We start from the raw sequence: 21,154 nt of genomic DNA, 5'->3' as shown, positions 1-21,154 counted from the left end.
TGTCCGACCGTCGATGCGCAGCCCGGCCCGGGGGTGTCCTTTGTGGCTGGAATGTTGCGGGCTCGGGTCCGGGTGGTGGTGATTCGGTGGCGTAGGCTGACCGCTCTTGCATCATCCTCGGGGGGATCCACTCATGCGCCGTGTCGCGGCCGCCGTCGCGCTGCTCGTCGGAATAACCGCCGTCGCCGCCTGCGGGCCGGACGACCCCGAACCGGTCCCGGCCTCCGCCGCCCCCGTCCCGCCGTCCTCGGCGCCGGACGGTTCGCCCTCCGGCACGGCCCCGGGCAAGAGCGCCCCGCCCCGGCCCGACGGCACCATCACCGTCGCCTTCGCCGGGGACGTCCACTTCGAGGGCCGCACCGAGGCCCGGCTGGCCGTCCAGCCGCCCGAGCCCGCGCTCGGCCCGATCTCCCGCACCCTCGCCGACGCCGACCTGTCCGTCCTCAACCTGGAGACCGCGATCACCGGGCGCGGCGCCCCGGAGCCGAAGACGTACACCTTCCGCACCTCGCCCAAGGCGCTGTCGGTGCTCAAGGACTCGGGCGTCGACGTCGTCTCGATGGCCAACAACCACGCCGTGGACTTCGGCGCCGACGGCCTCACCGACACCCTCGCCGCCAAGGACTCCTCGCCGATCCCGGTGGTCGGCTTCGGACGCAACGCCAAGGAGGCGTACGCCCCGTACGTCACCACCGTGCGCGGGGTGAAGGTCGCGGTGGTCGCCGCCAGCCAGGTCGAGGACCTCACCAACCAGAAGTGGCGGGCCGGCGCCAACAAGCCGGGCATCGCCTCGGCTCTGGACGTGCCGGCGCTGGTCAAGGCGGTGGAGACGGCCAAGCAGCAGGCTCCGGTGGTGCTCGTCTACCTGCACTGGGGCGACGAGGGCAAGGCCTGTCCGACCGGTCCGCAGACCACCATCGCCAAGAAGCTCGCCGGCGCGGGCGCCACGGCCGTGGTCGGCACCCACGCGCACACCATGGTCGGCTCGGGCATGCTCGGCAACACCTACATCGGCTACGGCTTCGGCAACTTCCTCTGGTACGGCACCTCCAACTACCCCAACTCCAACGAGACCGGTGTCACCACCCTCACCCTCACCGCCGACGGCAAGGTGACCGGCGAGGCCTTCATCCCGGCCACCATCGACGACAAGGGCATCCCGGAGCCGGTCAGCGGCGCCACCGCCGAGGCCGCCCTCAAGCGCCGCGACGGCCTGCGCGGCTGCACCGGCCTCTCCCCGGCCCCGGCCGGCCCCGGTGCGGCACCGACGACCCCCACATCTCCGGCCACGACCCCCACCGCTCCGGCGAAGGCCCCTTCGGGTCCCGCGAAGGCGGCCACCACCCCCGCCGCCCCGCGTTAGCCCGCGCTGGTCGGGCACGCACGAGGAACTGACGACCGAACGGCTCTCCCTGCTGCGCCCCGCGGAGGGCGACATCGACGCCGTCCTCGCCGTCCACCGGGACCCGGCCACCTGCGTCCACAACCCCTCGGACGCCCTCGCGACCCGCACCGAGGCCGAAGAGCTGTGCGGCCGCTGGAACGCGGTCCGGGAGCGCCACGGCTTCGGCTACTGGACGGTCCGCGAGCACGACTCCCCGGCCGTACTGGGCTTCTGCGGCATCAAGCCGATGACCTTGGCGGGTCTGCCGATCCTCAACCTCTTCTACCGCCTCGCTCCCGCCGCCTGGGGTCGCGGCGTGGCGACCGAGGCCGCCACCACCGTCGCCGCCTGGGCGTCCGCCCACGCCCCGGACCTCCCCCTGATCGCCCGTGTCCGCCCGGAGAACCTCGCCTCCCGGCGCGTCGCCCTGCGCGCCGGCCTGCGCCGCGCGGAACACCTCGACGGTGAGGGCTGTGACGGCTTCGACCTGATCTTCGCGAGCCGCCTGCCGTAGGGACCCGCCGGACACTGCGACCACGTCCACCAGCACCACAGGCACGACCAGCGCCACTGCCGCCGACGCCGAGGCCGAGACCGTAGGACATCGAGGCCGCAGACGCAGAGGCCGCCCGCCCCCAACCCGGGGACGGGCGGCTTTCTCGTGTTCGGGGGCGCGTTCGCGGTGGGGGAGGCCGCCGCGGTACCAGCGGGAGCGAGTTGACGTTCGCACAGGCTCTCGATGCAGGCGAACAGCTGTGTTAGGTTAGGCTTGCCTAATCTTGCTGGTCGGAGGGGATGTCCTGTGCAGCAGCAGTCCGAATTCGCCGGTGCCGTGGCGATGGTCACCGGGGCCGGGCAGGGCATCGGCGCGGCCGTGGTGCGGGCGCTGGTGGCCGAGGGAGCCGTCGTCGCGGCGGTGGACCGCAACCGCGGCGGGCTCGACGCCCTGGTGGCCGAGCTGCCGACGGTGCGTCCGTACGTGCTCGACGTGTCCGCCGCCCAGGCGGTCGACGACGCCGTGGAGTTGATCGAACGCCAACTCGGGCCGATCGGCACGCTGGTGAACGTCGCGGGAATCCTGCGCACCGCACCGGTCGTCGAAATCTCCGACGGGGACTGGGCGGACACCTTCGCGGTCAACACCACCGGCGTCTTCCACACCGGCCGTGCCGTCGGCCGTCGGATGGCGGACCGCGGGCGCGGGGCGATCGTGACCGTCGGGTCCAATGCCGCCGGGGTGCCGCGGGCCGGGATGGCCGCCTACGCGGCGTCCAAGGCGGCGGCCACCATGTTCACCCGCTGCCTGGGGCTGGAACTCGCCCGGTCCGGGGTGCGGTGCAACGTGGTGTCGCCCGGCTCGACCGACACCGAGATGCAGCGCGCGCTATGGGGCGAGGACGCCGAGGCGGCCGAACGCCGGGTGATCGAGGGCGACTTGAGCGCCTGGCGGGTCGGCATCCCGCTCGGGCGGATCGCCGCACCCGCCGACATCGCGGAGGCGGTGGTGTTCCTGGCCTCCGACCGGGCGCGGCACATCACCATGCACGACCTGTACGTCGACGGCGGCGCGACCCTGCGCGCCTGAGCGGGGCAGGGCGGTGCCGATCGGTGCCCCGCCCGTCCCTCCTCCTCGCCCGCGCTCCCGCTGCTCCCCGCCCTCCCGTTCCTCCTCGTCCCCCGTAGAACCGTCCCAGACTGGAGAGACCGCCGTGACCACGGTGCACCACGCCCCTGCCGGGCCGATACCCGCCGGGCCCGACGACCCGGCGACCGCCCTCGCCGAGGGCCCGGACCACGCCGTCATCGGCGCGGCCAGCGGACTGCTCGGCCAGTACCGGGCCGGCTCCGACGAGGCGTTCTTCGCCTCGCCGACCCGCACCCTGCTCGGCTCCGGCGTGCACGCCCGGGTGCCCCAGGACGGGCGGCCGCTGCCGGTGCGGGTCGCCGAGACGCTGGCCGAGGCGGGCCGGGGTGGGGTCGAACGGCCGCTGGTGGTCGGCGCGGTGGCGTTCGACCGGGACAGCCGGGTCGAACTCGCCGTGCCCTCCCGGGTCCGTACCGCCGGGGCGCTGCGCGACGACCCACTGATCGCGCTGCCCGCGCCGGCGGCCGAGCGGATCGACTGGCGGATCGCCCCGGTGCCCGCGCCGGAGGCGTACGGCGCCGGCGTCGCGGCGGCCGTCGAGCGCCTGCGCGGAGGGGAGTTGAGCAAGGTGGTACTGGCCCGGACGCTGGAGCTGAGCGCCGCCGAGCCGCTCGACCTGCCCGCCATCCTGCAGCGGCTGGCCCGGCGCGACCCGGGTGGCTACACCTTCGCCGTCCCGTCCGGCGGCGGCCGCACCCTGATCGGCGCCAGCCCCGAACTCCTGCTCTCCCGGCGGGGAACGGCCGTGCTGGCCAACCCGCTGGCCGGCTCGGTCCCGCGCAGCGAGGACCTCGGCGAGGACGTCAGGCGCGCCGCCGCGCTGCTCGAGTCGCCCAAGGACCTGCACGAGCACGCCGTCGTGGTGGACGCCATCCGCGAGGCGCTGGCGCCGTACTGCCGAACCCTCGAAGTTCCCGAACGGCCCACTCTGGTACGGACGGCCGCGATGTGGCACCTGGCCACCACGATCCGCGGCGAGCTGGCCGACCCCGCGGTCTCCGCCCTGGAACTGGCCTGCGCACTGCACCCCACCCCGGCGGTCTGCGGCACGCCGACCGACGTCGCACGCCGGGTGATCGGCGAGGTCGAGCCCTTCGACCGCGGCCTCTACACCGGCATGGTCGGCTGGGAGGACGCGACCGGCGACGGCGAGTGGGTGGTCACCATCCGCTGCGCCGAGGCGCAGGAACGGGCGCTGCGGGTGTACGCCGGCGCGGGCGTGGTCGAGCAGTCCCGGCCGGAGGCCGAACTCGCCGAGACCAGCGCCAAGTTCCGCACCTTCCTGGACGCCGCGGGGGTGGCCCGGTGACGCCGCTGGAGACCGCCCGGTCGGGCTTCACCCCGTACCCCGCCGAGTTCGCCGAGCGCTACCGGTACGCCGGGTACTGGCGCGGCGAGACCTTCGGGCGGATGCTGCGCGAACGCGCCGCCGCGCACGGCGAGCGCATCGCCGTCGTCGACCCGGGCGGTCACTCGGTGGCGGCCGCCGAGCGGCGCTGGACGTACGCCGAACTCGACCTCCGGGCCGACCGGATGGCCGCCGGGCTGCTCGCCCGAGGCATCCGGGCCGGGGACCGGGTGGTGGTCCAACTGCCCAACGCCGCCGAGTTCTTCGAGGTCGTCTTCGCGCTGTTCCGGATCGGCGCGCTGCCGGTCTTCGCGCTGCCCGCCCACCGGTACGCCGAGATCGGGTACTTCTGCTCCTTCACCGGGGCGGTCGCCTATGTGGTGCCGGCCGTCGAAGGCGGTCACGACTACCGCGAACTCGCCACCCGGGTAGGGGCGGAGAACCCCGCGCTTCGGCTGGTGCTGGTGGCCGGCGAGGACCCGGGCGAGCACGCCCGGCTCGCGGACGTGCCCTGCGACGGTCCCGGACCGGAGGCCTTCGGCGGGGAGCCCGGGCCCGGGGACGTCGCCTTCCTCCAGCTCTCCGGCGGCAGCACCGGCGTGCCGAAGCTGATCCCGCGCACCCACGACGACTACATCTACTCGCTGCGCGGCTCGGTCGAGCTCTGCGGGCAGGACCGGGACAGCGTGTACCTGTGCGTGCTGCCCGCCGCACACAACTTCCCGCTCAGCTCGCCGGGTTCGCTCGGGACGCTGTACGCCGGCGGCCGGGTGGTGCTCTGCCCGCAGCCCGCCCCGGAGACGGCCTTCCCGCTGATCGAGCGCGAGGGCGTGACCATCACCGGGCTGGTGCCGCCGCTCGCACTGCTCTGGCTGGACGCCGCCGAGCGCGGCGCCCGCGGGTACGAGAGCCTGGAGGTACTGCTGGTCGGCGGCGCCAAGTTCAGCGAGGAGGCCGCCCGGAGGGTGCGGCCGGTGCTGGGCTGCACGCTCCAGCAGGTGTTCGGGATGGCCGAGGGACTGGTCAACTACACCCGGCTGGACGACCCGGAGGAGCTGATCACCACCACCCAGGGCCGGCCGATCTCGCCGGACGACGAGGTCCGGGTGGTGGACGACCAGGACCGGGACCTGTCCGACGGCGCCACCGGCCACCTGCTCACCCGCGGGCCGTACACCATCCGCGGCTACTGGAACGCGCCCGAGCACAACGCCGCCTCCTTCACCGCGGACGGGTTCTACCGCACCGGGGACCTGGTCCGGCGCACCCCGACCGGCCACCTGGTGGTCGAGGGCCGGGCCAAGGACCAGATCAACCGGGGCGGCGAGAAGGTCGCCGCCGAGGAGATCGAGAACCACCTGCTCGCGCACCCCGCGGTGCACGACGCGGCGGTGGTGTCGATGCCCGACCCGTACCTGGGCGAGCGCACCTGCGCCTACGTGGTGCTGCGTGCCTCGCACCGTGAGAACCCACCCAAGAGCGTCGAGTTGAAGAGGTTCGTGCGGCAGCGCGGGCTCGCCGAGTACAAGGTGCCGGACCGGGTCGAGTTCGTCGCCGCCTTCCCGGCCACCGGGATCGGGAAGGTCAGCAAGAAGGACCTGCGCGCCGCGATCGCGGCTTCGCTGACCAGCCGCTGAGCGCCCGCGGATCGGCCGCCGACCGCCCGTTGACCCCCCACACCGCCACGTCTAGCTAAGGAACACCACCGTGGGCCTGCCCCGCATTCCCCGCTATCCCATGCCCGCCGCCGAGGAGCTGCCCGCCAACCGGGTCTCCTGGACGGTGGACCCGGCGCGCGCCGTGCTGCTGGTGCACGACCTGCAGAACCACTTCCTGGACGCCTTCGACGCCGAGGCCGCGCCGGTGCCCGAACTCCTGCACAACGTCTCGGCGTTGGCAGGTGCGGCGCGCGCCGCCGGTGTCCCCGTCGTGTACTCGGCGCAGCTCGGCGGGCAGAGCCCGGCCGAGCGCGGGCTGCAGCAGGACTTCTGGGGCCCGGGCATCCCGGACGACCCGCGGGCCACCGCGATCGCCGAGGCCGTGGCCCCGGAGCCGGTGGACACGGTGCTCACCAAGTGGAAGTACAGCGCCTTCGTGCGCACCGAGCTGGAGCAGCTGCTGCGCGAGCAGGGGCGGGACCAGCTGGTGATCACCGGCGTGTACGCGCACATCGGCGTGCAGGCCACCGCGTGCGACGCCTGGATGCGGGACGTGCAGGCCTTCGTGGTGGCCGACGCGGTCGCCGACTTCGGCCCGGCGGAGCACCGCGACGCGCTGGCCTGGGTGGCCGGGCGCTGCGGGACGGTCACCACGGCGACGGCCGTGCTAGGGGCGCTGGCTCCGGCCGCCCCGGGCGTTTCGGATGTCCAGGGTGTCGCGGGCGTCGCTGGTGTCACTGGTGTCGCGGTTGTTGCGGAACTCGAAGGGGTGAGCGGGAAGTGACGGGCGTGGGCTTCACGGTGGAGCGGATCCGGGCCGAGGTCGCCGATCTGCTCGGCGAGGACCCGGCGGAGATCCCGCTGGACGAGAACCTGGTCGACTGGGGGCTGGACTCCATCCGGCTGATGACCCTGGCCGGGCGCTGGCAGGAGGCGGGCGCCGAGGTGGCGTTCGTCCAGCTCGCGGAGCGGCCGGCGATCGAGGCCTGGGCCGAGCTGCTGGGCGCGGCGTGATGGTGCCGGAGGTGATGGCGCCGGACATGGCGGCGGCGGGCGTGACGGCGGCGGAGGTGACGGCGGCGGGGGTGCGCGAGGCGGTCCGCGGCGCGGCCCCGGGTGCGGTCCGCGAGGCGGTGCTGTCGGCGGCGCCCGAGCTGCCCGCACTGCCCCGCCGTACGGTGCGGTACCCGGCGACCACCGCGGTGGGTCCGGTCGAGGCGCAGGCGGCCCGGACGCCGGACGCGCCGGCGCTGGTGCTCGCGGACGGGGAGACCGTCAGCTACCGGGAGTTGAACGCCGCGGCCAACCGGCTGGCGCGCGCCCTGGCCGCTCGCGGGGCCCGCCCGGGCGCGGTGGTCGGTCTGGCGGGCCTCCGGCGTCCGGCGGAACTGCTGACGGCGCTGCTGGCGGTGGCGAAGTCGGGCGCGGCGTACCTCCCGCTGGACCCGGCGGACACGCCCGGGCGGCGGGAGCGGCTGCTGGCGGAGAACGCGCCGGTCTGCGTGCTGGGGGAGGGGGTGCCGGGGGCGTTGGCCGGGCTGGAGACGGACGGCGAGCTGCCCACCGACCCGCCCAGGGCGCTGACCCCGCACCACCTGCTCTGCGTCGGGTACGGCCCGGGCGGGCGCCCGACCGCCGTGCGGCTCACCCATGCCGAGGCGGACCGCCGGGTGCGCGAGCTCCAGGCCGAGCACCCGCTCGGGCCGGGCGACCGGGTGCTCCACCTGGGCCTGCCGCTCTGGGAGTACCTGTGGCCGCTGCGGACGGGTGCCGCCGTGGTGCTCGCCGACCCGTGGCAGGAGGGCGAGGTCGGGGAGCTGGTGCGGAAGCTGGGCGTGACGGCGGTGCGGGTGGCGCCGGGGGTGCTGCTCGGCGGGTGAGGGCGGGCGGCCGGGCGCTACGGGGTGCGGACGCGGACGGACTTCGGGTGACAACTTTCAGCGAACAGAGTTCAGATGACAGATTTCATCATCTGTTCGCTGAAAGTTGTCGGTCGCCCCCCGTCGGTCAGCGCACCCCACCCGCCGCGGCCTCGGCCGCCGGACGCGCTGCCTGGTCCACCGCCAGGTCCCCTGTCTGGTCCACCGCCAGGTCCACCGCCGTCCACGCCATCGCCACCGCGCCGTCCAGCACCGCCCGCTCCGCCTCCACGCCCAGCGCCGCCTCGGCGAAGGCCGCCTCGTGCGGGGCGCAGGCGCCGCCGGTGATGTCCAGCACCGGATGGATGGACGGCACCGCGTGCGACACGTTCCCCATGTCCGTACAGGCGAAGGGTCCGCTCTCGACCGGTTCCGGCCGGCCGAGCGCCGCCGCGTTGGCCCGCCACAGGGCCAGCAGCCGGGCGTCGGAGCGCATGTCCAGGTAGTCCGGCTCGGGTCGGGTCAGTTCCACCTCGCAGCCGGTGGCGAGCGCCCCGGCGCGGAAGCAGTCCTCGACCCGGGAGCGCAGCTCGGCGAGGTCCTCCGCCGCCGAGGCCCGGATCTCGTACTCGGCGCTCGCGCTGTCCGGGATCAGGTTCGGCGCCGTCCCGGCCGCCGTGGTGATGCCGTGCACCCGCCACTGCGGCGGGAGTTGCTGGCGCAGCAGCCCGATCGCGACCTGGGCGACGGTGAGCGCGTCGGCGGCGTTGCGCCCCCGGTGGGGGTCGAGGCTCGGGTGGGCGGCCCGCCCGGTGTAGCGGACGGACAGCGTGCCGAGCGCGAAGGAGCGGAAGTCGGCGATCTCGACGGGGCAGGGGTGGACCATCATCGCGGCGTCCACCCCGTCGAACGCCCCGGCCTCCAGCAGCAGCGCCTTGCCGGCCCCGCGCTCCTCGGCCGGAGCGCCGATCACCCGGACGGTGAGCCCGAGCCGGTCCGCGTGCGGGGCGAGCCCGAGCGCGGCGCCGATCCCGGCGGCGGCGATCAGGTTGTGCCCGCAGGCGTGGCCGAGTTCGGGCAGCGCGTCGTACTCGCAGACCAGCGCGACGGTGACCGGTCCGCTGCCGAGGCGCGCGTCGAACGCGGTGGCCAGGCCGTGGGCGGGTGCGGTGACCGAGTAGCCGTGTGCGCGCAGCAGTTCGGCGCACCAGTCGGCCGCGAGGTGCTCCTCGAAGGCGGTCTCGGGGTGGGCGTGGATGCGGCGGCTGAGTGCGAGCAGCTCGGCCCGGTGGGCGTGGACGCGGTCGCGCACGGCCTGCTTGTCCTGCTTGGCCTCGGCGGGGGGAGTGGTCGGCGGCTCGGTCAGGGGCATGGGTGGCGTCTCCGGGTTGTCAGGGGCCCGTCCGTGCGGGGCCGTTGACCAGATCATATGAAGTTAGATTAGGCTAACCTAAGTAAGGCGTTCCGGATCCCCGAGGAGCTCTCCACCCCATGCCTGCCGTCGAAACCCAGATCGCCGACAGCCAGACCGCCGACGTCCCCCTGCTCGCCGCCCAGGCCGCGATCTGGTACGCCCAGGCCCTCGACCCCGCGAGCCCGGTCTACAACACCGGCGACGCGGTCGAGATCACCGGCCCGCTCGACGAGGACCGGTTCGAACAGGCGCTGCGGCAGGCGGTGGACGAGGCCCAGGCGCTGAGCGCCGTCGTCGTCACCGGCCCGGACGGCACGCCGCGCCAGCGGCTGCGCCCCGGCCGCCGCTGGCCGCTGCACCGCCTCGACCTGCGGGCCGCCGCCGACCCGGCCGCCGAGGCCGAGGCCTGGATGCGCGCCGACCTCGCCCGCCCGGCCGACCTCGCCGAGGGCCCGCTGTTCACCCACGCGCTGATCCGCCTCGCCGAGGACCGCCGGATCTGGTACCGCCGCATCCACCACCTCGCCGTCGACGCCTACGCGTTGACCCTCCTCGGCGAGCGGATCGCCGCCCTCTACGCCGCCCGCGTCACCGGAGCCGAACCCGCCCCGAACCCCTTCGCCGGACTCGCCGAGGCCGCCGCCGAGGAGGCCGCGTACCGCGGGAGCGCGCAGTACGAGGCCGACCGCGCCCACTGGTCCGCCCGGATGGCCGGCGCCGGCACCCCGGCCGCCCTCCCGGGAAGCCCCGAACCCGCCGGCGCCGGCACCCCGGCCGCCCTCCCGGGAAGCCCCGAACCCGCCGCCGCCGACACCCCGGCCGCCCTCCCGGGAACCCCCGAACCCGCCGCCGCCGACCGGGACGCCGTGCCCGGCGAGGCGGTCCGCCTCACCGCCGACCTGCCCGCCGGCACCCGCGACCGCCTGGAGCGCGCCGCCGACGCCGTCCGCGCCACCTGGGCCGAACTGCTCCTCGCCGCCGCCGCCGGATACCTCCACCGCCTGACCGGCGCCCAGGACGTGGTCCTCGGCCTGCCGCTCGCCAACCGGCGCGGTCCGGCCGCCCTGCGCACCCCCGTGGCCGCCGCCAACGTGCTCCCGCTGCGCCTTGCCGTGCGCCCCGCCGGCAGCGCCGAGGCGCTGCTGCGCGCCGTGGTCCGCGAGCTGCGCGCCGTCCGCCGCCACCAGCGCTACCCCCTGGAGGAACTGCGCCGCGACCTCGGCCGCACCGGCGACCGCCGCGCCCTGTTCGGCCCGATGGTCAACATCAAGGCCTTCGAGAGCGACCTCGACCTGGCCGGTCTGCCCGGCACCGTCCGCAACCTCGCCGCCGGCCCGGTGGACGACCTCGCCCTGAACGTCTCGCCCGGCCCGGACGGCGCGCTGCGCCTGGTCATCGACGCCGACCCGGCCCGCTACGGGCCCGCCTCGCTCGCCGCCCACCGCGACGGCCTGCTGCGCTACCTCGACGCCCTCGCCGAGCTGCTGCTCACCGACCCGCGGACGCCGATCGCCCGGATCGACCTGCTCGACCCGGACGGCCTGCGCCGCGCCACCGAGGGCCGCACCGAGCCCCCGGCCGAGCGGACCGTGCCCGAGCTGTTCGCCGCCCGGGCCGCCCGCACCCCGGACGCCGTCGCCGTCCGCTTCGGTTCGAGCGCGCTGACCTACCGGCAGCTCGACGCCGCCGCCGACCGGCTCGCCCACCGCCTGACCGCCCTGGGCGTCCGGGCCGGGGCGCCGGTCGCGATCGCCCTGCCGCGCGGCACCGACACCCTGGTCGCGATGCTCGCCGTCCTCAAGGCGGGCGGCGCCTGCGTCTCCCTCGACCTCGCCCACCCCGCGCAGCGCCTGGCCGCCGTCCTGGCCGACGCCCGCCCGGTCTGCGCGGTCGCCACCGCCGAGGCCCTCGCCGGGCTCGACCTGCCCGCCGGCCTGCCCACCGTCCGTCCGGAAGCGGCCGACGCCGGGCCCAGCGGTGAGCCCGGGTTCGACCGCGAGCCCGTGCCTGCCCTGCCCGCCCCGCGACTCGACCAGCCCGCCTACGTCCTGCACACCTCGGGCTCCACCGGCCGCCCCAAGGGCGTGGTGGTCACCCACGCCTCGCTGGCCAACCTGCACGCCGGCCTCGGCGAGGACCACATCGCCCCCGCCGTGCGCCGCACCGGCCGGGACCGGCTGCGCGTCGCCCACAGCGCCTCCTTCGCCTTCGACGCCTCCTGGGACCCGGTGCTCTGGATGGTCCACGGCCACGAGCTCCACCTGCTGGACGACGCCACCTACCGCGACCCGGCCGCGCTCGCCGCCCACCTCGACCGGGAGCGCATCGACTACCTCGACCTCACCCCCTCCTACCTCGAAGTCCTGCTCGCCGAAGGCATCCTGGACGAGGGACGGCACCGCCCGTCCGTCCTCGTGGTCGGCGGCGAGGCCACCCCGCCCGCCCTCTGGCAGCGCCTGACCGCCGTCCCCGGCCTGCACCCGGTCGACCTCTACGGCCCGACCGAGACCACCGTCGACGCCTACGCCTGGACCCCGGGCCCGGACGGCGCCCCGCGCGGCCGGGTGGTGCGCGGCTCGCGCGCCTACGTCCTGGACGGCTCGCTGCGCCCCGCCCCCGACGGCGTCACCGGCGAGCTGTACGTGGCCGGGGCCTGCCTGGCCCGCGGCTACCTCGGCCGCCCCGACCTCACCGCCGAACGCTTCCTCGCCGACCCGTTCGGCCCGCCCGGCGGCCGGATGTACCGCACCGGCGACCTCGCCCGGCGCCGCACCGACGGAACCCTGGAGTTCCTCGGCCGGGCCGACGACCAGGTGAAGATCCGCGGCTTCCGGATCGAACCCGGCGAGATCGCCGCCGTCCTCGCCGAACTGCCCGGCGTCGCCCAGGCCGTGGTGATCGCCCGCCCCGGACCGCAGGGCAAGCGGCTGCTCGGCTACGCGGTTCCGGAGAGCGGCAGCAGGCCCGACCCGGACGGGCTGCGCGCCGCGCTCGCCGCCCGGCTGCCCGCGCACATGGTCCCGGCGGCCGTCCTGCTGCTGGACGAACTGCCGCGCACCGCCCACGACAAGCTCGACCACCGCGCCCTGCCCGAGCCGGCCGTCACCACCGAGGGCACGGCGGCGGCCACGCCCCAGGAGGAACTGGTCTGCGGCCTGTTCGCCGAGGTCCTCGGTCTGCCGCAGGCGCCCGGCCGGGACGCCTCCTTCTTCGACCTCGGCGGCCACTCGCTGCTCGCCGGCCGCCTGGCCGCCCGGCTGCGCGACACCTTCGCCGCCCCGGTCGGGTTCGCCGACGTGTTCCGGCAGTCGACCCCGGCCGGCCTCGCGGCCCTGCTCGGCGGGGCGGCCGGCCCGGCCGCGGAGCCCGAGCAGCGGCGTTCCGTCCCGGTGCCCGTGCCGCGCACCGAGCGGATGCCGCTCTCGCCCGCCCAGCGCGGCCTCTGGTTCCTGCACCGACTCGAAGGCCCCAGCCCGACCTACAACATCCCGCTGGCGCTCACCCTCACCGGCCCGCTCGACCGGCACGCCCTCACCCTCGCCCTCGGCGACCTCGTCGCCCGGCACGAAGTCCTGCGCACCGTCTACGGGGAGGAGGCGGACGGCAGCCCGTACCAGCGCATCCTGCCCGCCGCTGGCATCGAACTGCACGACGGCACCGGCGACTTGGCCGAGGCCGTCCGGTACGCCTTCGACCTGACCGCCGAACCCCCGCTGCGCGCCACACTGTTCACCGGGCCCGCCGCGGCCGGCGGATCCACCCCGCCCACCGGCGGCGAGGAGCGGCACACCCTGCTCCTGCTGCTCCACCACATCGCGGGCGACGGCGCCTCCACCACCCCGCTGCTGCGCGACCTGGCTGCCGCCTACACCGCCAGGATCGCCGGACTGGACCCCGAACTGCCGCGGCTCACCGTCCAGTACGCCGACCACGCGGCCTGGCAGCGGGAGCGGATCGGCACCACCGAGGCGCCCAGCGCGCTCGCCGTCCGGCAGGCGGAGCACTGGCGTGCCGCGCTCGCCGGACTGCCCGACCAGCTGGAGCTGCCCCTCGACCGCCCCCGCCCGGCCGTGGCGGGCCACCGGGGTGCCACCGTTCCCTTCGCGCTCGGCGCCGAGGCGCACAGCGCCCTGGCCGGGCTCGCCCGGGCCGCCGGCAGCACCGTCTTCATGGCCGTCCAGGCCGGTCTCGCCGCCCTGCTCACCCGGCACGGCGCCGGCACGGACGTCCCGGTCGGCACCCCGGTGGCCGGCCGCGAGGACGAGCGGACCGCCGCACTGGTCGGCTACTTCGTCAACTCGCTGGTGCTGCGCACCGACACGTCCGGCGACCCCACCTTCCGGGAGCTGCTCGCCCGGGTCCGCGCCACCGTGCTCGCCGCGCACGAGAACGCCGAACTGCCCTTCGACCGGCTGGTCGAGGAGCTCAACCCGGCCCGCTTGCTCGCCCGCCACCCGCTGTTCCAGGTGATGCTCGCCTGGCAGAGCCGCCCGGACGAGCGGATCGCCCTGGGCGGCGGCCTCACCGCCGACATCGCCGCGATCCCCAGCGGTACGGCCAAGTTCGACCTCACCCTCAACGCCGGCGAACTGCCAGGCGGCGGCATCGGCGGCTTCCTGGAGTACCGCACCGACCTCTTCGACGCCGCCACCGCGGCCGCGCTCACGGAGCGCCTGACCAGGCTGCTCACCGCTGCCGCGAGCGCCCCCGACACCCCGATCGGCCGGCTGCCGCTGATCGGCGAGGAGGAGCGGCGGCGCGCCCTGGTCGAGTGGAACGGCCCGTCGGTGGAGACGGCTTCGGACGCCACCCTGCCCGAACTGTTCGAGGCGGCCGCCGCCGCCAACCCGCGCGCCGTCGCGGTCGGTTACCAGGGCGAGCAGCTCGACTACACCGAACTCGGGGCCCGCGCCGACCGGCTGGCCCGGCTGCTGGCCGCCGAGGGCATCGGCCCCGGCACCATCGTCGCGCTCGCCCTGCCGCGCTCGCTCGAACTGGTCGTCGCCCTGCTGGCGGTGGCCAAGTCCGGCGCCGCGTACCTGCCGCTCGACCCCGACTACCCGGCCGAACGGCTCGCCTACATGCTGGCCGACGCCACCCCCGCCGCCCTGCTCACCGACCGGGCCACCGCGCCCCGGCTGCCCGCCCACGAGGTGCGCCAACTCCTGGTCGACGGACCGGAGTCCGAGCGCCACCCGGCCGTCCCGCTGGCCCAGCACGAGCGCACCCGCCCGCTGCGGGCCGAGGACACCGCCTACGTCATCTACACCTCCGGCTCCACCGGCCGGCCCAAGGGCGTGCCCGTCACCCACCGCAACGTGGTCCGGCTGTTCGGCGCCACCGACCACTGGTTCGGCTTCGGAGCCGAGGACGTGTGGACGCTGTTCCACTCCTACGCCTTCGACTTCTCGGTCTGGGAGCTGTGGGGCGCCCTGCTGCACGGCGGCCGGCTGGTCGTCGTCCCGCACCTGGTCAGCCGGGACCCGGCGGCCTTCCTGGAACTGCTCGCCCGCGAACGGGTCACCGTGCTCAACCAGACGCCGTCCGCCTTCTACCAGCTCAGTGCCGCCGACCGGGACCGTCCCGGCAGCGAACTCGCCCTGCGCTACGTGGTGTTCGGCGGCGAGGCGCTCGAACTCGCCCGACTGGACGACTGGTACGACCGGCACGCCGAGGACGCCCCCGTGCTGGTCAACATGTACGGCATCACCGAGACCACCGTGCACGTCTCGTACATCGCCCTCGACCGGGCGAGCGCCGCCGCCGGGAGCAGCAGCACCATCGGCGTCAACATCCCCGACCTCCGGGTCTACGTCCTCGACCAGCACCTCCAGCCCGTCCCGCCCGGCGTCACGGGTGAGATGTACGTGGCCGGGGCGGGCCTGGCCCGCGGCTACCTCGGCCGCCCCGAGCTGACCGCGACCCGCTTCGTCGCCGACCCGTACGCCGAGCTGTTCGGCGAGCGCGGCACCAGGATGTACCGCTCCGGGGACCTCGCCCGGCGCCGCGCCGACGGCGTGCTGGAGTACTTCGGCCGCGCCGACCAGCAGGTCAAGCTGCGCGGCTTCCGGATCGAACTCGGCGAGATCGAGGCCGTGCTGGCCGCGCACCCGGCCGTCGCCGACGCCGCCGTGGTGGTCCGGGAGGACGTGCCGGGGGACAAGCGGCTGGTCGGCTACGCGGTGGCCGACGGCGCCGCCCCGGACGAGCTGCGCGCCCACGCCGCCGCCGAACTGCCCGTCCACATGGTGCCCTCCGCCGTCGTCCTGCTCGACCGCCTCCCGCTGACCGCCAACGGCAAGCTCGACCGCCGCGCCCTGCCCGCCCCCGAGGCCCCCGCCGCGGGCGCCGGCCGCCCGCCGCGCACCCCGCGCGAGCAGCAGCTGTGCGAACTGTTCGCCGAGGTGCTGGGCGTGGCCTCGGTCGGCGTCGAGGACGACTTCTTCGCGCTCGGCGGGCACTCGCTGCTGGTCGTGCGCCTCGCCGGGCGGATCCGCGAGGTGCTCGGACTGGAGGTCGGCATCGGCGCCCTGTTCCAGGCGCCCACCGTGGCCGCCCTGGACGCCGCCCTCGCGGCGGGCGCACCGGACACCGACGCCCTGGACGTGCTGCTCCCGCTGCGGCCCGTCGCCCCCGGCCGGCAGCGCCCGCTGTTCGCCGTCCACCCGGCCGGCGGCCTCAGCTGGTGCTACACCGGACTGATCCGCAACCTGCCCGGCGAGGTGCCGATCTACGGCCTCCAGGCCCAGGGCGTCGGCGCCGCCACCGCTGCCGAGCCGCTGCCCGGCACCCTGGAGGAGCTGGCCGCGCACTACGCCGACCGGCTGCGCGAGGTCCAGCCCGAGGGCCCGTACCGGCTGCTCGGCTGGTCCACCGGCGGGATCATCGCGCACGCGGTGGCCGTCCGCCTCCAGGAACTCGGCCAGGACGTGGAACTGCTCGCGATCCTGGACGCCTACCCCGCCGAGGGCTTCCGCGAGCTGCCCGTCCCGGACCAGGCCGAGGCGCTGGAGGCGCTGCTCACCATGGGCGGCTTCGGGCCGGAGGACCTCGACGGACGTCCGCTCGAACTCGGCCCCGTCACCGAGCTGTTGCGCCGCGAGGGCAGCCCGCTCGCCGGGCTCGACGAGGCCACCGTGGCCGCGCTGAACGAGATCTACCTCAACACCAACCACCTGGTGCGCGGCTACGACCACCGCCGCTTCGACGGCGACGTGCTGTTCTTCCGCGCCACCGTCGACACCATCGACGACACCCTGGTGCCCGAGCTCTGGGAGCCGTACGTGTCCGGCCGGATCGCCAACACGAACGTGGCCTGCTCCCACAAGGACATGACCCTGCCCGCCCCGATCGCGCACATCGCGAGCGTGATCGCCGACCACCTCGCCGACCTCCCGAAGAAGACCGACGATGGAGAAGACCACCGATGAGTGACGCCCCCGCCAACCCCTTCGACGCCGACGGCGAGTTCCTCGCGCTCGTCAACCCCGAGGGACAGCACTCCCTGTGGCCCGCCTTCGCCGCCGTACCGGCCGGCTGGAGCATCGCCCACGGCCCCTGCGAGCGCCCGGCCGCCCTGGAGTGGATCACCGCGAACTGGACCACCCTGTGACCCCTCCCGCCACCCCCGGCGCCGAGGCCCCGGCGCGCCCCCTGCTCGCGGGGCGCGGCGCGGTGGTGGTCGTCTACACGGCCGCGATGTGCATGAACGGCCTGGACTCGACGATCGTCAACCCGGCGCTGTTCAGCATCGCCGAGGACTTCGGCCGGCCCGTCTCGGCGGCCAACGCCGTGGAGACCGCCTTCCTGGTCGGCCTCGCCCTCGGCCTGCCGGTGGCCGGCTGGCTCGGCGACCGGTACGGCGTCAAGCGGGTCTTCCTCGGCGCGCTCGCCGCCTTCACGCTCGCCTCCGCGCTCTGCGCGGCGGCACCCGGCCTGGGCGCGCTGTCGGCGGCCCGGGCCGTCCAGGGCGTGGCCGGCGGGCTGCTCACCCCGGTCGGGATGACGCTGCTGTTCCGGGCCTTCGCCCCGCACGAGCGGGCGGGCCTGGGCCGCATCCTGATCGTCCCGACCGCGCTGATGCCCGCCCTCGGGCCGCCGCTCGGCGGCCTCCTCACCGAACACCTCTCCTGGCACTGGCTGTTCCTGGTCAACGTGCCGATCGGGGTCGCCGCCGTGCTCCTCGGGCTGGTCGGCCTGCGCGACGAACAGGAGCCCCCGGCCGTCCGCTTCGACACCACCGGCTTCCTGCTCGCCACGCCCGGCCTCGGCCTGCTGACCTACGCCCTCGGCTTCGGCCCGGCGCACGGCTGGACCTCCCCGGGCGTGGCCCTCGGCGGACTGCTCGGCCTGGCCCTGCTGGGGGCGGCCGTACGGCACCAACTCCGGGCCCCCGAAGCTCTGGTGGACCTGCGGCTGCTCGCCGACCGCACCTTCGGCGCGGCGAGCTGGCTCGCCCTGCTGACCTCGGCCGGGCTGATGGGCGCGCTGTTCGTGCTGCCGCTGCTCTACCAGGCGGCGCGCGGCGCCACCGCCCTGGACGCCGGGCTGAGCGTCTTCCCGGAGGCGATCGGCCTGATGGCCGCCTCCCAGGTGGTCGACCGCCTGCTGCCCCGGCTCGGTCCGCGCCGGCTCGCCCTGCCGGGCCTGCTGCTGGCGGCGGTCGTCCTCGCCTCCCTCGGTTTCGCCGAGAACCCGTGGGCCGTACGGGTGTTGATGTTCTGCGTCGGCCTGATCCTGGGCACCGCCGTCCTCACCGTCCAGATCGCCGGCTTCGCCGACGTCCCGCCGCCCGCCATGGGCCGCGCGATGGGCCTGTTCACCATCCTGCGCACCCTCGGCGGGGCGCTGGGCATCGCGGCCACCGCCGCGCTGATCGGTGCGCTCGGCGACGGCACGGGTGTCGGGCCGTACCGCCTCGCCCTCCTACTGACAGCCGCCCTGGTCGCCGCCGGCACCCTGCTGGCCGCCCGCCTCCCCGCCGAGGCCCCGGGCCCGCCGCCGGAGGAATGACGCCGGTGCGGTTCGTGGTCCTCCGGTGCTCCGACTGCCCTACGGTGGTCGGAGCACCGGAGGAGAGCCCATGAACCCTCAGCACTACCGTCTGCTCGAAGAGGCCCGTCGTAGCCTGCCGGACGGCTACAAGGTCGAGCTGTCCGGTGACATCATCGTCATGCAGACGTCACCGTCATCGATTCACCAGCTCAACCTGGCGATCGTCCAGCGCCAGTTCGAGGCACACTGTCCTCCCGGCTACTTCCCGACGGGGAACAGCGACCTCTCCTCGCCGGAGGTCGGTTCCGTCCGCAACCCGGACCTCACCTACCTGCCCGAGGACATCATCGAGCTGGGCCGCGAGATCCCCGCCGACCTGGCGCTGATCGCGGTCGAGATCGCCTCGCCGTCCAACCCCGACAACGACTGGAGCGGGAAGGTCCGCGACTACCCGCGGATGGGCTTCCCGCTCTACCTGATCGTGGACCCCCGGCAGAAGACGGTGACCCTGTTCTCCGAACCCAACCGCGACCGCTACCACACCCGGACGGAACGGGAGTTCGGCGAGAAGCTCCGCATCCCCGCGCCCTTCGACTTCGAGCTGGACCTGACCCGGCTGGTGCCCTACCGGGACTGATCGGCCGCGGGGCCCGGGGAGTTCACTCGTTCGGCCAGAGGATCAGGTCGTCCAGCGGGTACCGGCGCGGCCGGTCGCCGAGTTCGGCGACGGCCGCCCGGATGCGGTCCAGGTGGGCGGGGGTGAGCTGGAGCGGGGGCTCGTCGGGCTGGTGGGTGGTGCGGATCGGGTAGTCGACGCCCGGGTCGCGGGTCATCTCGATGTGGCAGCCGAGCACGTGCGTCACCGGGTGGCTCCCGGCGAACGCCACCAGCCGCTCGACGGTCCGTCGGAAGGCCGGCCAGTCGTCGATGTACAGCCGCCCCGGGTAGACGGTGTCTCCGGTGAGCAGGAAGCCCGTCCAGGGGTCGTAGTACGTGACGGCCGCCTCGTGGTGCCCCGGCGTGGCCAGGCACTTCAGCACCCGCCCGCCGCCCAGGTCGACCAGGGCCACGGCCTCCTCGTCCCGGTCGAAGCCGAAGTACGGCCAGGCGGTGGGCAGATCGGCACCGACCAGGGTGGTCGCGGGCCGGTCGGCGAACTGGCCGTCGCCCGCGACGTGGTCGCCGTGCGGGTGGGTGTGCAGCACCAGCAGCCCGTAGCCGTCCCGGGGATTGCGGGCGAGCCACGCCTCCACCAGCCCGTCGACCGTCGCGCGCAGCGGGAAGTACGCGGCCTCGGCCGTCGCCCCGGTGTCGATCAGCACCGCCCGCTCCGCCCCGAAGAGCAGGAACAGGAACGGGGCCTCGTAGTTGATCGCCTTGTTCTGCCGCAGGATGACGGTGTGCTCGTCGTACTCGTGGACCTGGATGTCCGGGTCCGTGTTGTGCTTGGCGGACGGGGAACCGTGGATCCACTGCACGTCCAGCGGACGGGCGATCGGTGCACCGGCAGCGGCCATGACGCCTCCACAGTGCGTCGTCTTGGCAGGCCGGGTACGGCGCACGTCTCGTCCGGGGCCGGCGCCGCTGCACCGCCCCGGGGACGCTAGCACGGGGGCCTTGGCGGCGGCTTCAGCGGTCCAGAGGAGTGACGTCTCGGGCGAGCTGCACGAAGTCGGCCCAGGCCTCGGCGGTGAAGGTGAGCTGAGGTCCGGTCTTGTCCTTGGAGTCCCGGACGCGGACGGTGCCCGGGGCGAGGGCGATCTCGACGCAGGCGCCGCCCTCGGTGTTGCTGTGGCTGGACTTGAACCAGGCCGGTTCAGCGCTCATAGTTCCTCCGCGAGCTTGCCGATGAAGTCGGCCCAAGCCTCGGTCGTGAAGGTGAGCTGAGGTCCGGTCTTGTCCTTGGAATCGCGGACGCGGACGGTGCCCGGAGTGGAAGCGACCTCGACGCAGGCGCCACCCTCGCTCCCGCTGTGACTGGACTTGAACCAGACCAACTCGCGATTCACTGATCCTCCACCAGCTTGTTGATGAACCCGGCCGACTTCTCCGGAGTGAGAGCCTGTCGGAGGATCCTTTCATGGCGTTGGCTCAGGAGCTGTACCTTGTCGATGTCCGAGTACAGCCGCCCGCCAGCCTGGCCCTCCTCATAGGCGATTCGCTGGTGTTCGGGCAGGTCGAGGAGGATGAGCTGTCCTTCCAAGCCAGGATGGAAACCCTTCGAGGGAACGACCTGGATGACGACGTTGCGTTGCTTGCCGACCGTTACGAGGTGCCGCAGCTGCTCGGTGTGGGCTTCTTCCGTGCTGAGGCGACGGCGCAGGACGGCCTCTTCGATCACGAAGTTGAACGCCTTGGTCTGAATGTTCAGCAACCCTCGACGTTCGAGACGGGCGGCCACCCGCGCAGCGACGGTCTCGTCGTCAAGTGGGGGCCAACGACCATCGATGATGGTTCTGGCCGTCGCTTCGGTCTGAAGCAGGCCGGGAACGAGCTGGTTCTCATACCAGTTGATGACCAGCGCTTCTTCCTCGTTCCGGATGTACTCCTCTGCGAACTGCGGATACTTCTCCGGCACCAGGAACTGTGCCCCCGCCACCAGGATGCCCTTCGCGTCGCACATGTCGTCCGCCACCTGCAACAGATGTACGGACGGCTTCCGCCGCCCCGCCTCCATCGACCGCAGGCTCTCGATGCCGTACCCGGCCTCGGTGGCCAGGTCCTCGCGGCTGACACCCGCGCGTGTCCGCCACAGCTTGATCTGATTGCCGCAGTACTTCCACGACATCGGCGGCGGTGTGGCGGACGAGGGCGCGTTCACGGGATACCTCCAGGCCGATCGGTGCGAAGTT

At 74.6% G+C, this 21,154-nt stretch carries 17 protein-coding genes and 1 riboswitch; of the genes, 12 read left to right on the top strand and 5 right to left on the bottom strand.

The window, feature by feature from the left end:
- The first annotated feature begins 133 nt into the window (after positions 1-133).
- The 8 genes from ACGFSC_RS15720 to ACGFSC_RS15685 all read left to right on the top strand — a co-directional run bounded on the left by ACGFSC_RS15720 (position 134) and on the right by ACGFSC_RS15685 (position 7,915).
- Entirely contained in the window at positions 134-1,363 is a 1,230-nt protein-coding gene (locus tag ACGFSC_RS15720) for a CapA family protein (protein WP_359904325.1), read from the top strand.
- A complete protein-coding gene (locus ACGFSC_RS15715) occupies positions 1,257-1,898 on the top strand; it encodes a GNAT family N-acetyltransferase (protein WP_359904322.1) in 642 nt (213 codons plus the stop codon). Before ACGFSC_RS15720 ends, ACGFSC_RS15715 begins: the two co-directional genes overlap by 107 nt.
- A 288-nt stretch (positions 1,899-2,186) precedes the next feature.
- On the top strand, positions 2,187-2,969 hold the full coding sequence (locus tag ACGFSC_RS15710; RefSeq protein ID WP_359904319.1) for a 2,3-dihydro-2,3-dihydroxybenzoate dehydrogenase: 783 nt from the start codon (positions 2,187-2,189) through the stop codon (positions 2,967-2,969).
- A 157-nt stretch (positions 2,970-3,126) separates the two neighbouring features.
- Positions 3,127-4,338, top strand: a complete 1,212-nt coding sequence (gene dhbC, locus ACGFSC_RS15705; protein WP_392863518.1) for an isochorismate synthase DhbC — start codon at positions 3,127-3,129, stop codon at positions 4,336-4,338.
- Positions 4,335-6,014, top strand: coding sequence for a (2,3-dihydroxybenzoyl)adenylate synthase (locus ACGFSC_RS15700; protein WP_392863470.1), 1,680 nt, complete (start codon positions 4,335-4,337; stop codon positions 6,012-6,014). Before dhbC ends, ACGFSC_RS15700 begins: the two co-directional genes overlap by 4 nt.
- A 70-nt stretch (positions 6,015-6,084) precedes the next feature.
- A complete protein-coding gene (locus ACGFSC_RS15695) occupies positions 6,085-6,819 on the top strand; it encodes an isochorismatase family protein (protein ID WP_359904316.1) in 735 nt (244 codons plus the stop codon).
- Positions 6,816-7,049, top strand: coding sequence for a phosphopantetheine-binding protein (locus ACGFSC_RS15690; RefSeq protein WP_380348422.1), 234 nt, complete (start codon positions 6,816-6,818; stop codon positions 7,047-7,049). Before ACGFSC_RS15695 ends, ACGFSC_RS15690 begins: the two co-directional genes overlap by 4 nt.
- 14 nt (positions 7,050-7,063) lie before the next feature.
- A complete protein-coding gene (locus ACGFSC_RS15685) occupies positions 7,064-7,915 on the top strand; it encodes an AMP-binding protein (RefSeq protein ID WP_359904421.1) in 852 nt (283 codons plus the stop codon).
- 127 nt (positions 7,916-8,042) lie between these two features.
- Here the strand turns inward: ACGFSC_RS15685 and ACGFSC_RS15680 are convergent, their stop codons facing one another.
- Positions 8,043-9,266 carry a M20 family metallopeptidase gene (locus tag ACGFSC_RS15680; protein WP_359904313.1) on the bottom strand — a complete coding sequence of 408 codons (1,224 nt, stop codon included), beginning with the start codon at positions 9,264-9,266 and terminating at the stop codon, positions 8,043-8,045.
- 119 nt (positions 9,267-9,385) lie between these two features.
- Here ACGFSC_RS15680 and ACGFSC_RS15675 point away from each other — a divergent pair, with 119 nt between their 5' ends.
- The 4 genes from ACGFSC_RS15675 to ACGFSC_RS15660 all read left to right on the top strand — a co-directional run bounded on the left by ACGFSC_RS15675 (position 9,386) and on the right by ACGFSC_RS15660 (position 18,939).
- Positions 9,386-16,738 carry an amino acid adenylation domain-containing protein gene (locus ACGFSC_RS15675; protein WP_359904311.1) on the top strand — a complete coding sequence of 2,451 codons (7,353 nt, stop codon included), beginning with the start codon at positions 9,386-9,388 and terminating at the stop codon, positions 16,736-16,738.
- Positions 16,735-16,920 carry an MbtH family protein gene (locus ACGFSC_RS15670; RefSeq protein WP_359904308.1) on the top strand — a complete coding sequence of 62 codons (186 nt, stop codon included), beginning with the start codon at positions 16,735-16,737 and terminating at the stop codon, positions 16,918-16,920. Before ACGFSC_RS15675 ends, ACGFSC_RS15670 begins: the two co-directional genes overlap by 4 nt.
- Positions 16,917-18,320, top strand: coding sequence for a DHA2 family efflux MFS transporter permease subunit (locus ACGFSC_RS15665; protein WP_392863468.1), 1,404 nt, complete (start codon positions 16,917-16,919; stop codon positions 18,318-18,320). The genes ACGFSC_RS15670 and ACGFSC_RS15665 overlap by 4 nt, the downstream gene beginning before the upstream one ends.
- A gap of 70 nt (positions 18,321-18,390) precedes the next feature.
- Positions 18,391-18,939, top strand: a complete 549-nt coding sequence (locus ACGFSC_RS15660) for a Uma2 family endonuclease (protein ID WP_359904305.1) — start codon at positions 18,391-18,393, stop codon at positions 18,937-18,939.
- A gap of 22 nt (positions 18,940-18,961) precedes the next feature.
- Here ACGFSC_RS15660 and ACGFSC_RS15655 read toward each other — a convergent pair whose 3' ends face one another.
- The 4 genes from ACGFSC_RS15655 to ACGFSC_RS15640 form a co-directional block, all read right to left on the bottom strand.
- Complete coding sequence (locus tag ACGFSC_RS15655; protein WP_359904303.1) at positions 18,962-19,819, bottom strand: MBL fold metallo-hydrolase; 858 nt, start codon at positions 19,817-19,819, stop codon at positions 18,962-18,964.
- 11 nt (positions 19,820-19,830) lie between these two features.
- A riboswitch (guanidine-III (ykkC-III) riboswitch) is annotated at positions 19,831-19,898 on the bottom strand.
- 33 nt (positions 19,899-19,931) lie between these two features.
- Positions 19,932-20,129: a DUF397 domain-containing protein gene (locus tag ACGFSC_RS15650; RefSeq protein WP_359904301.1), complete on the bottom strand. Its 198-nt coding sequence runs from the start codon at positions 20,127-20,129 to the stop codon at positions 19,932-19,934.
- The gene (locus ACGFSC_RS15645) at positions 20,126-20,311 is read right to left on the bottom strand and encodes a DUF397 domain-containing protein (RefSeq protein WP_359904298.1); all 186 of its coding nucleotides are present in this window, start codon (positions 20,309-20,311) and stop codon (positions 20,126-20,128) included. The genes ACGFSC_RS15650 and ACGFSC_RS15645 overlap by 4 nt, the downstream gene beginning before the upstream one ends.
- Entirely contained in the window at positions 20,308-21,123 is an 816-nt protein-coding gene (locus ACGFSC_RS15640; protein ID WP_359904296.1) for a helix-turn-helix transcriptional regulator, read from the bottom strand. The genes ACGFSC_RS15645 and ACGFSC_RS15640 overlap by 4 nt, the downstream gene beginning before the upstream one ends.
- Positions 21,124-21,154: the final 31 nt, after the last annotated feature.

The organism is Kitasatospora sp. NPDC048715, from assembly GCF_043198905.1.
GTDB lineage: Bacteria > Actinomycetota > Actinomycetes > Streptomycetales > Streptomycetaceae > Kitasatospora > Kitasatospora lactacystinica.
Note: the sequence above shows the minus strand (reverse complement) of the source record. Positions and strands in the feature narration are given on the sequence as shown.